General features: G+C 62.7%; 14 protein-coding genes and 1 pseudogene. 6 read left to right on the top strand and 9 right to left on the bottom strand.

Annotated features, from left to right (window positions below; genetic code table 11):
• Positions 1-119 precede the first annotated feature (119 nt).
• Positions 120-395 carry a hypothetical protein gene (locus ACKWRH_RS45390; protein WP_445222802.1) on the top strand — a complete coding sequence of 92 codons (276 nt, stop codon included), beginning with the start codon at positions 120-122 and terminating at the stop codon, positions 393-395.
• Here the strand turns inward: ACKWRH_RS45390 and istB are convergent.
• Positions 390-1,040, bottom strand: a complete 651-nt coding sequence (gene istB / locus ACKWRH_RS45385; RefSeq protein ID WP_445222801.1) for an IS21-like element helper ATPase IstB — start codon at positions 1,038-1,040, stop codon at positions 390-392. The two genes, ACKWRH_RS45390 and istB, sit on opposite strands and share 6 nt — an antisense overlap.
• Positions 1,041-1,053: 13 nt before the next feature.
• The gene (gene istA, locus ACKWRH_RS45380; protein ID WP_445222800.1) at positions 1,054-2,592 is read right to left on the bottom strand and encodes an IS21 family transposase; all 1,539 of its coding nucleotides are present in this window, start codon (positions 2,590-2,592) and stop codon (positions 1,054-1,056) included.
• Between the two features lie 142 nt (positions 2,593-2,734).
• Here istA and ACKWRH_RS45375 point away from each other — a divergent pair, with 142 nt between their 5' ends.
• The 5 genes and pseudogenes from ACKWRH_RS45375 to ACKWRH_RS45355 all read left to right on the top strand — a co-directional run.
• Positions 2,735-3,220 (top strand): condensation domain-containing protein, encoded by a 486-nt coding sequence (locus ACKWRH_RS45375; protein ID WP_445222799.1) that lies wholly within the window; start codon positions 2,735-2,737, stop codon positions 3,218-3,220.
• Positions 3,181-3,504 carry a condensation domain-containing protein gene (locus tag ACKWRH_RS45370; protein ID WP_445222889.1) on the top strand — a complete coding sequence of 108 codons (324 nt, stop codon included), beginning with the start codon at positions 3,181-3,183 and terminating at the stop codon, positions 3,502-3,504. Before ACKWRH_RS45375 ends, ACKWRH_RS45370 begins: the two co-directional genes overlap by 40 nt.
• A gap of 180 nt (positions 3,505-3,684) precedes the next feature.
• A complete protein-coding gene (locus tag ACKWRH_RS45365; RefSeq protein WP_445222798.1) occupies positions 3,685-3,897 on the top strand; it encodes a hypothetical protein in 213 nt (70 codons plus the stop codon).
• A 598-nt stretch (positions 3,898-4,495) separates the two neighbouring features.
• A complete protein-coding gene (locus ACKWRH_RS45360) occupies positions 4,496-5,845 on the top strand; it encodes an IS5 family transposase (RefSeq protein ID WP_445222797.1) in 1,350 nt (449 codons plus the stop codon).
• A 10-nt stretch (positions 5,846-5,855) separates the two neighbouring features.
• Positions 5,856-5,990 (top strand): annotated as a pseudogene (locus ACKWRH_RS45355) (IS110 family transposase); the annotation flags it as partial.
• A gap of 336 nt (positions 5,991-6,326) precedes the next feature.
• On the opposite strand, the gene ACKWRH_RS45350 reads toward ACKWRH_RS45355, so the two are convergent.
• From ACKWRH_RS45350 to ACKWRH_RS45320, 7 genes are all read right to left on the bottom strand, one after another.
• A complete protein-coding gene (locus ACKWRH_RS45350) occupies positions 6,327-6,998 on the bottom strand; it encodes a 4'-phosphopantetheinyl transferase superfamily protein (protein WP_445222796.1) in 672 nt (223 codons plus the stop codon).
• Between the two features lie 25 nt (positions 6,999-7,023).
• Entirely contained in the window at positions 7,024-8,403 is a 1,380-nt protein-coding gene (locus ACKWRH_RS45345; protein ID WP_445222795.1) for an isochorismate synthase, read from the bottom strand.
• Positions 8,403-8,735: an isochorismate lyase gene (locus ACKWRH_RS45340; RefSeq protein ID WP_445222794.1), complete on the bottom strand. Its 333-nt coding sequence runs from the start codon at positions 8,733-8,735 to the stop codon at positions 8,403-8,405. The genes ACKWRH_RS45345 and ACKWRH_RS45340 overlap by 1 nt, the downstream gene beginning before the upstream one ends.
• Positions 8,674-9,294: a hypothetical protein gene (locus ACKWRH_RS45335; protein WP_445222793.1), complete on the bottom strand. Its 621-nt coding sequence runs from the start codon at positions 9,292-9,294 to the stop codon at positions 8,674-8,676. Before ACKWRH_RS45335 ends, ACKWRH_RS45340 begins: the two co-directional genes overlap by 62 nt.
• A gap of 10 nt (positions 9,295-9,304) precedes the next feature.
• A complete protein-coding gene (locus ACKWRH_RS45330; RefSeq protein WP_445222792.1) occupies positions 9,305-11,038 on the bottom strand; it encodes an ABC transporter ATP-binding protein in 1,734 nt (577 codons plus the stop codon).
• Positions 11,035-12,813 (bottom strand): ABC transporter ATP-binding protein, encoded by a 1,779-nt coding sequence (locus ACKWRH_RS45325; protein WP_445222791.1) that lies wholly within the window; start codon positions 12,811-12,813, stop codon positions 11,035-11,037. The genes ACKWRH_RS45330 and ACKWRH_RS45325 overlap by 4 nt, the downstream gene beginning before the upstream one ends.
• A 992-nt stretch (positions 12,814-13,805) precedes the next feature.
• A complete protein-coding gene (locus tag ACKWRH_RS45320) occupies positions 13,806-15,446 on the bottom strand; it encodes a (2,3-dihydroxybenzoyl)adenylate synthase (RefSeq protein ID WP_445222790.1) in 1,641 nt (546 codons plus the stop codon).
• Positions 15,447-15,465: the final 19 nt, after the last annotated feature.

Here is a 15,465-nt window from a genome sequence, read left to right as displayed (position 1 = left end):
ACCCTTTCAGGCTGTTGATTTCATTGATTTGAGATGACGGGGCCCCTACGCCGATCATGGTCGAGACCCCACGCCGAAACACAGCCCGAGGTTGTGCGTTTAAAGGCAAGAACGTCTGGGTGTTGCGTACCCGCTGGGGCATTCCCACCGTCAAACTCAACGGCGTGGACAAGAATCCGATGCGCTGGCCCGACGGTAGCTTCTCGATTCAGGGCGCAGCGGCTGCGCTTGGCGTAACCGCGCAAACGGTGTTCGATTATCTCGCGCGCGGATTGCTGGCAGGTCGTCAGTTAGCCAAAGGCCAGCCATGGCAGATCGAACTCTCAAACGAACAAATCAGTCAGCTTCGCAATCGGGTACGACGCACCAAGCGTTCGAAGAAGGAGGCATCATGAAGTCATCGGCTCGGCAATGACGTCATGCCATTGCGACACGGGGACCTGACTTGTGATCAACAAGGATCCCTTGTCGTAGCGATCATCGACGATCTCGAGCAGATCACGACGCTGGTCGGCGGTGAGCGGTTCAGGTCCCCAGTCGTCGAGGATAAGGAGATTGACGCGCTCGAGCGCGGCGATCAGGCGCGCCAGACGGCCCTCGCCGCGCGCCTGGGCGAGGTCGGCGAACAGGCGGGATGTTCGCTTGTAGAGGACGGAGAAGCCGTCGCGGCAGGCTTTGTTGCCGAGCGCACAGGCAAGCCAGGACTTGCCGGTGCCGGTTGGGCCGACAATGACCAGGTGGTTGGCATCACGGATCCATTGGCTGGTGGCGAGGTTCTGGAAGAGCGAACGGTCGAGGCCGCGCGCGGTGCGATAGTCGACGTTCTCGATGGCGGCAGCTTGACGGAGTTTGGCACTGCTCAAGCGGCGCGTGAGGCGGCGGTTGTCGCGGGCGGTGACCTCGCGATCCACGAGGAGGCCGAGCCAATCGGCGTGCGGCATCTCGGCCGCCTCGGGATTGTTCTGCAGTTCGACGAGGGTATCGGCCATGGCGGCGAGGCCGAGGGAGCGCAAGCGATCGACAGTGGGGTGAATGAGCACGATGATCTCCTGATCAGTTGTAGTAGCTGCGGTCACGGATGTTGGCGTGGAAGAGGATGGGCGCCTCCTCGGCGGGAGGCGCGGTTCTGTCGGTGCCGTTCTTGAGGATGGCGGCGACCGATTTGTAGGAACGGGCGTTGAGCAGAAGGGCACGGGCGCAGGCGGCGTCGACGCGCTCCTGGCCATAGCGCTTGACCAGCCCGAGAATGCCGATCGCGGAGCGGAAGCCCTGTTCCGGATGCGGCCGCGACCGCAAGATGACGTCGATCAGGGTGTCGGCGTCGGGGCCGACCTTGGCGGCTTCGGAACGAATGCGCTCATGGGTCCAGTCGCGATAGCGGCGATGTGAGCTCGGCATATGCTCGGGAATCGTCGTCGGGCGATGCGGCAAGGTGCTGCGCAGATGCGAGGCCACGCGCTTGCCGCGGAGGAAAATCTCGACGGTCTTTTGGGTGATGCGGGTCTCGACCTCCTGATGCACGAGGTTGTGAGGAACGCTGTAGTAATGCTTGGCAATCTCGACGTGATAATCGAGGTTGACCCTGCAGCGCTTCCACTCGGCATACTCGTACGGCTCATCCGGCAATGGGGTCAGCGCCGGGCGATCGAGCTCCTCGAACAGGTCGCGCCGACTTCGTCCCCAGCTGCGCAGCGGTCGATTGTTCAGCTCGACAAGGAGCGCGTGGATCGCCTCGTTGAGGGCGGCGAGCGAGAAGAAGCGGCGGTTGCGCAGGCGCGCCAGGATCCATCGCCCGACGATTTGGACCCCGACTTCGACCTTGGCTTTGTCGCGCGGCCGATACGGCCGTGCCGGCACGATGGCGGTGCGGTAATGGCGGGCGAGATCGGCATAGGTCCGGTTGACCATCGGCTCGTGAAAGCAGGCCCGGGTGATGCCGGCCTTCAAGTTGTCGCTCACCGTCTGCCGGGCCACGCCGCCGAAAAAGGCAAAGGCCCGAACGTGCGAGGCGATCCAGTCCGGCAGGCTCTGGGTGAGGCTGGCCTCGGCGTAGATGTAGTTCGAGGCGCCGAGCACGGCGACGAAGATCTGCGCGCTGCGCACCTCACCGGTGAGCCCGTCAACCACCTCCATGGTGTGGCCGGAATAGTCGACGAACAGCTTCTCGCCGGCGACATGAACCTGGCGCAGGGTTGGCTTGAGACGGCCGGCCCATTCCCTGTAGCGTTCGCAGAACCACGCATAGCTGAAGCTGTCGGAGTTTGCGTCGCAATACTCCTCCCACAACAGCATCAGCGTGACGTTCGGGCGCCGCAGCTCGCGATGCACGAGCGCCCAGTCCGGATGCGGACGCTCGTCGCTGGGCCGATTGGAAGGCGGCGGAAACAAGCGGTTCTCGAGCTGGACGTCGTCATCCAACTCCGTTGGCAACGGCCAGGTCAGGCCGGCGCGGCGGGCTCGGTTCACGTACTTGCTGACGGTGCCCTGGGCCAGACCGAGGCTGCGGGCAACGGCGCGTTGCGACATGCCGACGCTGTAGTGCAGGCGTAGAACTTCGCGAATGTGGCGCATGGACAGTCTCTCTGTCGGCATCTCGATCCTCTGCTGTTGGGCAAAAGACCGAGCTACCCCGGTTGCAGACTGTCAGCGGTGGACGCCTCCTGGTTGTCCCCGATCACGATCGCTGGAAATAGCGATCACGATCGGCTGGAAACGGTGATCACGATGCTCTGGAATGGGTGATCACGATGGCCTGGAATCGGTGATCACGATCGGCTGGAACGCGCACCCTGGCCAGAACAGCGTGGATGGCGAACTGCGGCAGTCCGTTCTCGATCAGCCTCAAATCGCGCTGCGAGAAGAGGATTTGACCAACGCGACTGCCGTCCCAGAGAAGATGCAGACCATCATAGACGCTGAGGCAAGCGCACCATTCGACCTCGCCGTGCCGCCCCTGGTTCGCTTCACCGTGGTGCGGCAGCCGGCCTCGCGCGACGTTCTTATTATCGTCATGCACCACATCGTCGGCGATGGCTGGTCGCGCGGTTTGCTCCATCGCGAGTTGTCCGTGCTCTACGATGCGGTCCGGCACGGACGATCAAGCCCTCTCGCGCCGCTTCGTATCCAGTACAAGGATTCTGGGATTCGGCGCGCAAGTTTGAGCGGGAGGAGCATTATTGGCTGGCGAATCTCGCCGGTGCGCCGACGCGCATCGCGCTGAAGCACGATTTTGCACCGTCCGATGCAGGATTGATGCGCGGCAGCCGGCGCGAGCGGAATCTCGCCCCCGTTGTCGCGGACGGGCTGCGCCGATTGGCGCTCCGCCACAGCACGCCGGTGTCGAACGTCCTGCTCGCGCTGTTCAAGCTGCTCCTGCACCGTGCGACCCGTCAGGAGGACATGTGCCTCGGCATGATTTTCGCCAATCGCAACCATCCTGAAATCGAAGGCCTGAATAGGCTTTTTCGTGAATGTCCCGCCGATCCGCACCCAGGTCACGGCTGAAATGGCATTCAGCGAATTGCTGGCGCAGGTGACCGCAAAAGGTACAGGAGGCACTCGATCATGCCAGCTATCCTTCAATTTGCTTGTGCGCCATGTCGATCGGGCGGGAGGCGACGTGGTGCGTCCGTTCCTGGACGTGATCTATACGTTTCAAGGTGGCGGCGACGTTGGAAGCAATACATGGGGGCGTTGCTGCGCCCGCGCGAGTCGATGGACTTCGAGTTTCCGTTCGCAAAGGCCGAGCTCTGCCTGAACGTTGTCGATCATGCGGACGAAGGGATCGGCCTGATGTTCGAGTATGACAATTCGCTGTTCGCGGCATCGACGGTCGATCGTTATTTGGCCGCTCTCGAAAAATTCGCCAAATCGCCTATAGCCTGGAGCGAATCATGAGGCTGTCCGATTTCGTCATTCCCGAGGAATCGAAGGGGCCTGCCGGGCTCGTCCGACAGTCATATCGCCGATCCGTCGCGGGCGATCGCGGCGCTGCCGCTGCTGGATGGCGCCAGAGCGCGCGGCGCTGATGGAGTTCAACGCAACGGAACGGGCCTATCCGCGCGAGCGCGGCATTGCGGCGCTGTTCGAGGAGCGGGCGGCCGCTCGGTGATTTGTAGAGCACGCTGTCCTTGCTGATCGGAACGCAGAAATTGTAGCGTATGATCGGAAGCGGGGCCGCGCCGTCACTTGTCGATGTCAATGATGGCGAGACACATGTTGGTAGCGTAGCCGCAAAGCCGGGCTCCGACGCGGCCCGCCTTCTTGAGGTCCGGCGTGATGGTCTCGACTTGGACCACATGGAGCTTGCCGGGAGACGGCCCTTCAGTCGTCCGTGAAGAACCTGCCAAGCCATTGAGCGGGAGTCGATTTCTGGAGCGGAGCGAGGTTTGAGATTGCAAGCTTTCGGGCCTTGAGGGCCCAAAAGCTTGCAATTTCATTTTCAGGATTCCGTCGAATCGCGCGTTGTGATTCCGTGGTGACATCGGAGGGGACGATGAAGCCAAAGGAACGACGCGACAGCGGGCAGGCCGATCTTCTGCGCTCCCGGCTGGACGCGATCATCGATATGGGCCACCCGCTGGTAAAGCTTTCGCGGACGATCGACTGGTCGTTCCTCGAGCAGCGGCTCGGGGCGGTCTATGAGGACAAGCCGGGCCGGCCGCCGCTGCCGACGCGGCTAATGGCAGGACTTGCCATTCTCAAGCACACCTACGACCTCTCCGACGAGGTGTTGTGCGAGCGCTGGGTGGAGAACCCCTATTACCAGTTCTTCTGCGGCGAAGAGTTCTTCCAGCACCGCCTGGTGTTCGATCGCTCCTCACTGACGCGCTGGCGCCAGCGCATGGGCGAGGAGAAGCTGCAAGCCCTGCTCCAGGAAAGCCTTGCGGTCGCCACCAAGACCGAGGCGATCAAGTCGTCCGATCTCAATCGCGTCATCATCGACACCACGGTGCAGCCCAAGAACGTGATGTTCCCGACCGACGCGCGACTTCTGAACCGCGCCCGCGAGATCCTGGTGCGGCTCACCAAGGGCGCCGGCATCACGCTGCGTCAGTCCTATGGGCGGGTCGGCAAGTTCGCGCTGATCAAGCACCAGCGCTATGCCCATGCCAAGCAGTTCAAGCGCGCCAACCGGGCCTTGAAGACGCTCAAAACCTATCTCGGTCGCGTCATCCGCGACATCGGCCGCAAGCTTGAAGGCAACGTCGACTTGCTCGGTGGGATCGCGTTGGAGCCCATGCTGGCGCGGGCGCGACGGGTGCTTGAACAGAAGCAGCACCAGCGTGGACCGAAGGTTTATTCGCTGCACGCGCCTGAGGTGGAATGCATCGGCAAGGGCAAGGCGCACCGGCCCTACGAGTTCGGGGTCAAGGTCTCCGTTGCCACGACGCTATCGCACGCCAGAGGCGGCCAGTTCGTGACCCATGTGAAGGCGCTGCCCGGCAACCCCTATGACGGCCATACGCTCAAAACCGTCATCCCGGACATGGAGGCGCTGATCGGCAACATCATCGAGCGTCTTGTTCTCGACAGAGGCTATCGCGGCCACAATGCGCCACCCGACTACAAGTTCAGGGTGTTCATCTCAGGTCAGAAGCGGCGGGTGACGCCAAAGATCAAACGCGAGCTGCGCCGGCGTTCCGCCGTCGAGCCGGTCATCGGCCATCTCAAATCCGAGCACCGCATGGGCCGCAACTATCTCTGGCATCGCGAGGGCGACGCCACCAATGCCATCCTCGCCGCCGTCGGCTACAACTTCCGCCGTCTGATCCGGTGGCTTGCTCTCTTGCTGCCCCAAATCCTCGCCCCGCTCTCGGTTCGACTTCAGCTCGTCACCAGCTAAAATCGGCGTTCTTCACGGACGACCCTTCAAGGTTGCCGCTGTCGCGCAGGCCAATAAGACAGCGCGGATCATCTGGGCGCTTCTGAACAAGGGCGGAATTTATCGGCGTCCCGCCCCAGTGGCGATTACCGCGGTCGCCCTCTGATGTAGGCCAGTGACCGGCAAACGATCTGACCGGCGCAGGCCCGTCAGAGGGCAAGGTGCAACAACAGGCGATGAACCCATGGGACGAAATCCCGAAACAAGTGAAGTGAAGCTACTGCCCCAATGCGCTCAAGCGCGTAAACTTGATTTTGCTCCTCGTTCCGCGGATCTCATCGAGGCCAGCGGCCATGCGCCGCGCGCAAAGGCCGGACATATGACCGCACCGTTCCAATATGTGAAATCGACTGAAAAAGCTCTTGCCACGCGGACCGTTCCACATATGGGTGCAAGCTCGGCTTCACGAAGGCCAATGTGCGCGATCCTACTGGCAATCAGGCTAAGGCACAAACGCTGTGCGAAGGATGTGCGCGGAAGGACCGCCCATTCTGACAAGCGCCGCGATCTCAGGGCCCGATAGATCGAGCAGGACCAACGGGCTCGACACGCCGTTTACGCCGATCTCTATTGGTCGCCAATTGCGTACGTCGACCTCGCGCAGCCCGATATCCAGCGCATCGGCGGCCAGCGAGAAACCACATCCAATGGCTTTTACAATGGCCTCCTTGCGCACCCACAAACGAAGCAAAGCCGATACTGCACGATCTCCCGCGTCGAACTCCGCTCTCTCCCGAGCAGACAGGATTGCGTCGAACCACCCCTGTTCTGCGGCTGGATCCTCGACTTCGATATCCACGCCGATCGGCGCCAGCTCATCGACGGCGAAGAGTGCGGTCCGGCCGGTATGCGAGAGATTGAAGAAAGGACCTCCGGCGACCTCAGGCTTGCCCCAGACATTGTAGGTTATCGCGACGTCGGCGGGCCGCACCCCGCGCAGACGTCCTAGCGCATGGCGCATAATCACACGCCCTGCCACGAACCGCCGCGCCAGTTGGCGCCTCGCAAACCGGCCGGCCCTTGTCCGCTCCACCGCATCGAGACAGCCCGTGACTGACGCAGCGCTTAGCGATGGGTCGTCAAGGTCGGCAGAGAAGACTGTCAGAACGGCCATTTTGTTTGTAGAGCCGGGACACAGATCACTGGCCGTTCAGTGCCGACGCCATCGTCCGCATCTTCACCTCGGTCTCCCGATACTCGTCGTCGGGAGAAGAGTCATCCACGATCCCACAGCCTGCAAATAGCGCGGCGCATCCTCCACGCAACAGCGCCGAACGCAACGCGACGGCAAACTCACCCTCTCCCCGGTCATCGATCCAGCCGACGGGGCCGGCATACCAGCCGCGATCCAGTTCTTCCTGTTCCCGGATGTACGCAAGCGCCCCCGCACGCGGCAGGCCACCGACCGCAGGGCTCGGATGAAGCTGCTCGATCACTGCGAGCAGTTGCAGACCATCGTGCGCCTGCCCCTCGATTGGCGTTATCAGGTGTTGCACGTGAGGCAGCTTGCACAATCGCGGTTCTTCGGCAATCTGCAACCGCCTGCAGTAGCGGATAAGAACAGATCGAAGCTCATGCACCACGAGCGCATGCTCGTGACGGTCCTTGGTGCTGCGCAACAACTCTACTCCGAGGCGCGTGTCCTCGGTCGGGACCGCGCTGCGCGGCGCGCTACCAGCCAAGGCCCATGTCGACAGGCGGCCGTCGCTGAACTCGATCAGGCGTTCCGGCGATGCTCCCAGGAAACAGGCGTCGTGGCGGGCGAATGCAAACAGGTAGGCGTCGGGATGGGTCTCCGACAAGCTGGAGAGAATATCCTCGACGGAAACGGTGAGCGGCACGGTCCTTGTCCGCGCCAGCACCACCTTATCCATCGCACCGGCGCGGATGCGCTCGATAGCAGCCGCCACCTTGCGCTTCCAGGTATCGGCGGCGATGTCGGGCTCCAGCGGTTCCCGGAGCGCGGCGACCCGCGGTGCAGGCGATCGACGAGACACGATCCTAGCCCAGTTCGCAACCGCGCCGTTGGCCAGCGCGGCGCAATCTGACGTCGCTGTCACCAGCGTGTTGATAACGAGCCGCGTCGCGCTGCCGCGCCGGAACAAACAGAAGCGCGCCAAGGTGAGCGCGGCCATCGGAAAATCTCGCCATCGAGACCGGCGCGGGCAAAGCCGATCAAAGGCGAAGCCGCCGCACAGCACCGGGCGGTGGTCACCGTGGATAACGGCTCCTTCCATCAGACGCTGCCACTGTTGCTGAATGGCGGCCCACGGAGCCCCGGCCCTGCCCCGGAATTCATGGGCGCAACCCAGTTCGAGCAGGGCAAGCTCGCGCCGGGGAACCGCCCACAGCGTCGCCGGCGATTCGAACAACCGATTGGATGCGAACAATCCGACATGATCGTCGGAGGTCCACGGCACCGAATACGACGCCAGAACCCGCGAACGGTGCTCTCCGGCGCGGCACTGCGCCTCCATCAGGCATCGCAGCAGATCGGAGGGATTCAGCTGCAATATCATCACAATGCTCCCGATCGATCCGCAACGCCGTGCAGCGCCCGCCAATGCAGAACCTGCTGCTCGATGAACCACCGGATCAGGTGCTCAAACAGCATCTCAACACCGTCCGCCGGCAGCCCGGCAGCGTCGGCCCAGGCTCGCCGATCGGCGAGCATCACGGCGACACGTTCAGGGGCGGAAATGCTTTCGTCGGTCGGCTTGAATCGCGCCGCAGCTTTGACGTAAGACATGCGCTGCCTCAGAATTGAGACGATCTGCCGATCCAGCTCGTCAAGTCCCTCGCGGATGTCGCAGAGGTTTTGACAGCAATCCGGCGCCTTCGGTGACCGCATTGGAATCCTCCATGGAGATCAGAGACGGCTCTTGGTCGCGCCGACCGCGGCATTGCGGCGGGTCAATTATGGCGATGCCCGCGGAAGCGCCGGATACTGGTATGCTTGCTGCTCCGCACCCACTCCATGTCACCGGCGAGTCGATGCCGTTGACGCGGTCCTGGAGGGCATTCAGCACGACGAGCCTCGCCAGCTGCGCACCGAGACAGCCGTGGCTGCCGAATGCCAGATGCGGATTAATCGGTCGGCCGACATCGAATTCGAACGCCTGCTCGAAAATCGCATCATCGCTATTGGCTGATCTCCACATCGGGAGGGGCGGCGCGGCGATTGTAGGTTTTGGCGAAGTCCAGCGCAGGATCTTTTCCAGTGTCAGCGCGATCGCCGGGTGGAAAAGCGGCGCCTTGTGCTCGCGCAATGTGATGAACCGCGGATGCGGAAAGCCGCCGGTGAACAGATCGAGATTCGTCAGATCGGTGTTTGGTAGTGGCCACTCCTCGGCGCAGGCACGGCTATTAAGAAGTGGAGGCATAGCGGCTCCTGTCTTCAGGCGATTCATGACCGGTGCCCTACAGCCGCCAGCCTGCCGATGCCGAACGCGCGCGCCAGAATGTCGCATAGCGTCCATCGGCAGCCAGCAACTGCGGGTGGGTGCCCTGTTCGACGATGCGATGGTTGTCGAGCACCACGATCCGATCCGCGTTCCGGATAGCATCGAGCTGGTGCGTGATGACCAGAAGCGTCTTGCGGCCATGCAGCATGCGCAGGCCCTCGCAGACCGTCAACTGATTCTCGCCGTCGAGCCCGCTCGCCGCTTCATCCAGCAGCATGATCGGCGCGTCCTTGAGCAGGGCCCGCGCTATACACACCCGCTGGCGCTCGCCTCCAGACAATAGCCTTCCACGCTCGCCGACCGGGCTCTCCCACCTTCCGGGCAGCCGCTCGATGACTTCATCAAGCCGCGCCAGCTTCACCACCCGCTCCAGCTCCTGTTCGCTCGCGGCGGGCCGGCCGAGCAGGACATTCTCGCGCAGGGTTCCGGAGAACAGGTAGGTGTCCTGAAAGACTGGAGAGATGATCCGCATCAACTCCGCGGTTTCGAGCCGGCGCAGATCTATGCCACCGATGCGGACGGTGCCGCTGTCGGGATCGTGAAACCGCGTAATCAGCTGAAGTATGGTGGACTTGCCGGACCCCGACACTCCAAGCAGAGCGGTGGTGGTATTTGCAGGCAGCTTCAGGTCGATAGTGTCAAGCACCGGCATTCCGGGCCGATAGCTGAAGCTGACCTGATCCAACTCTATGTCGCAAGTATCGGGCGACGCCGCAACCGGACCGAGCCGTGGCAACGGTTCGGTCATCAAGATGGTCTCCACCGTCTCCATGTGCGTCGTTGCCATGCGAATGCCGGTGCCGTGGGTCGCGACCTCGGTCAGCGGATCGACCACGCGGTTGATCAGCACCAGCATCGCGATCTGTGTCGGCAGATGCTGCGGATCTCCGCCGATCGCCAGCCACGTGATACTGACCATCAGCATCAGGAAACTGAGCTGAGCCAGCCAAGAATTGGCCAGCAGCGGCGGCAGCACCAGCCACAACTGCCGCCGGCTGGCGCGGCTTTGCGCGAGCAGTGCCGCGTCGAACAGCGCGTAACCGAGATCGCTGCAACCATAGGCCCGCAACACAACCTGGTTCTGAGCAAACTCGACCATGCGCTCTGCCGCCTCGGCGGTAGCGGCGGCGACGGCCCGGTCGGTAGCGCGGCCCAGACGTTCCGCCCACCGGTAGATCAGTGCCACCCCGGGAAAGATCACGGCCGCCATTGCTGCCAAGCGCCAGTCGAAGAAGGTCATCATCACCACGACCACCAGGGGCGTCACGGTAGCGCGCATCAGCGGAGTTAACTGTCGAGCGGGTAGTCCAACGACGTCCATCACACCTTGGTTCAAGATCAGCCCGAGACGGCCGGAGTTCTGCGGGGTGAACCAGCCAAGCGGCAGCGAGACGACGTGGTCGCCGATGCGATGGCGCAGGGTTTCCAGCAGCTTGATCGCAACCTGAAAGCCGCGGATCGTCGCCGCATAGCTCAGGAGCCACGTCATGACGGTGCCGAGGGCCAGCAGCGGCAACCATCGCGCCGCACCGCGCGCATCGCCGACCAAGAGCGCCCGGATGATTGGCACGACCACTACAAACGTGAAACCCTGCACGATGCAGCAGACCAGCGTCAGCCAGAGATAGCGCCGCAGCAGCGGTTCATTGTCCGCTCCTAGAAGCCTGGTCAACCGTCGAACGATCATCATTCGTCCGTCTCCTGTTGAGGGCCCGGGTTCTGAGCCCGCCACATGTGTGCATAGGATCCGTCGCGGGCCAGAAGCGCCTGATGATGCCCCGTCTCGACGATACGGCCGTCGTCCAGCACGGCAATCAGGTCTGCATTAACCACGCTCTTGAGACTGTGCGCGATCACGAGGACGGTTCGGGCACGATCTCGGCCTACCAACAGAGCCGAAAGCGCGGTCTGGATCGCAGCCTCGGCCTCGACATCGGCTTGGGCGGTGGCTTCATCCAGCACCAGAACCGGCGGATTCAGCAGCAACGCTCGTGCGATGCTCAGGCGTTGCGCCTCGCCGCCGGAGAACTGCGCGTCTTCTCCGTAGACCGATTGATAGCTGCGCGGCAGTTGCAGGATGCGGTGATGGATATTGGCGGCAGTCGCGGCCGCTTCGATCTCCTGGTCGCTGGCATCCAGCCGCCCCAGCGCGATATTGTCCCGTACGCTCATGCGAAGCAGCTGCACGTCTTGAAAGACGAAACCGACATGCCGGTACAGGTTGCTGGAATGGATCGTGGCGATGTCGCGCCCGCCGAGCATGATTCGACCGCTTTCAAGCGTATAAAAACGCAGCAGCAGCTTCGCCAGCGTCGACTTCCCTGAGCCCGAGCGACCGACCAGGGCCGTCACCGTTCCCGGCTGCAGCGCTAGCGACACGTCATTCAGAATCGAGCGGACTCCGTCAAACGAGAAGGTCACATGTTCAAAACTGACCGCGCTGCCGTCCGGTTGCAGCCTCGCATCGAGCTCCTGCTGTTGCGGGATACCCAGCAGTCCTGACAGACGGGCAAAAGCGCTCCGACTGAGCTGAAGCGACTGCGCGCCGCTGCTCAACGCTGCGATCGGGATCGAGATGCCGAGGCCCAGAACAGCGAAAGGCAGCAACTGGGTTCCTTGCAGCCAGCCCTGACCGACGGCAAGCGTTCCGCATGTCAGCACCAAGAACAGCAAGGTGATCGGAGCGATCATCAGCGACGACAAGGTCTCCGGCCGGATCAGAGGACACACCCAGGCGAGAAAGAACGAGAGGAAGTCACCCACTGCCGTGTGATAGGCTCGATGAGCCTGCCCTTGCTGTCCGAAGATCTTGACCAGCGGAATCCCCTGCACAAACTCGATCACCGAGTGATTGACCTGCGCCAGCGCGGCGCCGTATTGGGCCATCTTCTGGCTGCTGGTTGCGGCCATGACGCGGCCGTAGAAAAGCAAAGAGACCGGCAGCGGCAGCAACGTCACTAGGGTCATCCGCCAATCGACTTGCGCCAGATAGCCGTACACGAAGAGCGTGGTCGCCACCGCGTTGGCGAGATTGATGTAAGAATGGGCGATCAGATGATGTATCGCAGTGACGTCGTCCTGAACGCCCTGCTTAATCTGCCCGCTGCTATTGTCATCGAACCAGCCGAGAGGCGCCCGCGCGATCCGCCGAGCAAGCCGCCGACGCAAGTCCAGCGCGAACGCATTGTCGGCAAGGTGGGTGACAAGTTCCGCCAGCCCGCGCAGCGCCAGTCCGCTGCCGAGACATACAGCGGAAAGCACCACCAGCCGCCAGGCCTCTTGCTGGCGCGCGCGGTCGTCCGAGAGAGCGGACGTCAGCTCGGAGAGCCCGATCAACGGTGCCAGAACCAGACCCGACGAGATCACTTGCAAGATGATGGCAAGACCAAGCCAGCCGCGAATTGGCCTGAGCAGATGAGTGCCGGGCCGCCAGGCGGCGCCATCGGAATCGAATGCGGATGCCATACGCCGCCGGTCCAATTACTGTGTCCGCCCGATCACCGGTTGATCGCCCGCTGCTGTGACAGTCGGCCGGCGCAAGCGCCGCAGCGGAAACGACCAAAAGCGCATAGCCGATGCCCGGTCCGTCGATCTCTGTCTCCGAGGGAGCCTCTTCGAATGTGTCTCGGGCCTACAGTTTGAGTAGACTCTCTCGATATCAAAAACCAGAGGCCAGACGTTTGCGAGGAGCTGCGGAAGGCCACGCAACGTTTTCGACGCGCGTGCGCGATCGAGCGTTTGTCGCCTAAGAATTGGAGGACCGATTGGCCGATGACGGCCGCGAATTTTCGCTTCAAGGTGCTTGTACTTATGCCGACATTGCGAGCAAGATCGCAGAGGTGAGCGAGATTGGCGCGCAGCTTGTCGCGAACCCTGTGGGATGTTCGTGACATCGCGTGGAAAAACCCAGCTCGTGGTTTTGCCCTGGGGCTGTTGAGCTGTGATGACGCATGCCAGCAATTCCAGCGCACGGCTCTCGACCAACAATCCTCCGACCAAGCCGGTGTGTCCGGGTGAGAACAGCTCAGGGGCGAGCGCACGTTCGCAGCAGCTCAGGGATAGCGGCCCTGCCGTCGTTTCCTGCAAATGTGCGTCGAGATGCTGGGCGAGCTCGCAACCCGTCGCGATGACCGAGCGAGCCCGGATCACCAGAATGCGGGAACTCTCGCCGCGGCGGTAGCTACCTGGCGGCCACGGCGACTCGTCGTGCGTCCGCGCCACATCGGTTGCAGCCGACATCTGGCAGCTGTATCCGCATCCGCTCGCGATATCGGCCAGGCTCAAGGGAGAGTCTCGACCGCCATTCGCAGCCTGATCGGATTGAAGTCCACGCGCTACGCTCATTGGTGTTTCACCGATAGTCACCGGATGCGCAACCGGTGCTATTTCCCAATTGTCGCGAGACGACATTCTAGTGAGATCAAGCAATCCGGCAACCACAACGATTTACTTTGCCCCTAAAGAGCGGAATCCGCGCCGCGTCGGGCAATGGCTGTCGGAATTGAGACAATATCCTCCGGGGTTCGGGCCGTCGGCTCGCGAAGCAACGTAGCAAGTTGCCGCTTGTCGACCTTTCCGATCGGTGTCAGCGGGAATTGTCGTACATGTGACAGCCTGTCGGGCCACTTGTAAGCAGCCACGCTCAGGCTTGCGAAAAACGCGCGAATATCATTCAATGTGAGAGTGGCATCGTCGCTGATGACGGCAGCATGTACGGCCTCGTCGTATCCCGTCTGCGGATCGGCGAACACCGCGGCGTCGCGGACCGCGGGATGATCCCGCAGACAGGCTTCGATTTCGTCCGCCGCAATCGATTCACCGTGCCGGTTGATGACATCCTTGATGCGGCCTTCGACGATCAGATGGCCGTTGGCCAGGCGACGGACGCGATCTCCACTGCGGTAGAATCCGTCCGGCGTGAAGGCCTGACGATTGTAGTCCGTGGCCCGGTAATATCCGCGAATGGTATAGGGGCCGCGAACCAGAAGCTCGCCGACGTCGCCAGTGGGGACATCCTGTCCATGGTCATCGACGATTCGTACCTCATCGTCGTCGCACAGGGGGCGCCCCTGGGTTGCGGCGATCAGGTCCGGTGGATCGTCCAGGCGTGTGAAATTGAGGAACCCCTCGGCCATGCCAAACACCTGCTGGAGGCGGCAGGGAAATGCGGACGCCAGTTGGTTGGCCGTGACGACATCGAGCTTGGCGCCTCCGACTTGCAACAGGCGCATCGAGGACAGATCGGGCCGTTCCCATTCGGCCGCCTCTAGCCAGAGCGCCGCAAGGGAAGGCACCAGCGCAGTCATCGTTGCACGATGACGCGCAATCGTCTCGAACGCCTCCTCCGGTGCCGAGCTCGGTGGCACGACGACGACGCCGCCCTGCTCCAGCGTGCCGAGTATCCCCGGACATCCCAGCGGGAAATTGTGCGCCATCGGCAGCGCGGCCAAATAGCGGTCCTCGGCCGTGACCGCACACAGCGCCGCGCTGGCGCGGAAATTGTAGATGTAGTCGGCGTGGGTGCGGGCAATCAGCTTCGGCATGCCGGTCGTGCCACCGGACAGCAACAGCAGTGCGACATCATCCGGCCGTACAGCAGGCAGCGGCAACGGATCAATCGCGTCGCCCGGCCAATCCGCAAACCTGCGATCCGGCGATGCGAGCAGTGAAAAGCGAAGGCTCGGCACGGCGTCCTGCAGCGCCAGCGTATCGATGCCCGCATGTTCACTGCCGAGATAGGCGACCGCAGTCGCCAGTGCGGCCACATGGGTCACCTCGCGCTGCTGGTGCGCCGGCAGCGCGAGCACGGGCACCGCGCCGAGCAGCAGCACGGCCAGTAACGCGACGATGAAGTCGGTATCGTTGCGATGCTGTAGCACCACCGCTTCCCCCGCCGACACCCCGAACGACGCCAGATGGCGTCCGAACCGGTCGGCCCGCGCAATCAGCGTGACGAAATCCCAATTATCGCGCGCCGTCAGCAGCGCCGTTCGTTCGCCGTGCCGGCTCGCCCAAGCCCGAACGATATCCGGCAAGATTTCGTCGCCCCAGTATCCGCGCTGCCGGTAGCGGGTCCCCACGTCATCCGGATAGCGCATGTCGGGCAGTAGCACGGTC

This window comes from Bradyrhizobium sp. Pa8, from assembly GCF_052588265.1.
Note: the sequence above shows the minus strand (reverse complement) of the source record. Positions and strands in the feature narration are given on the sequence as shown.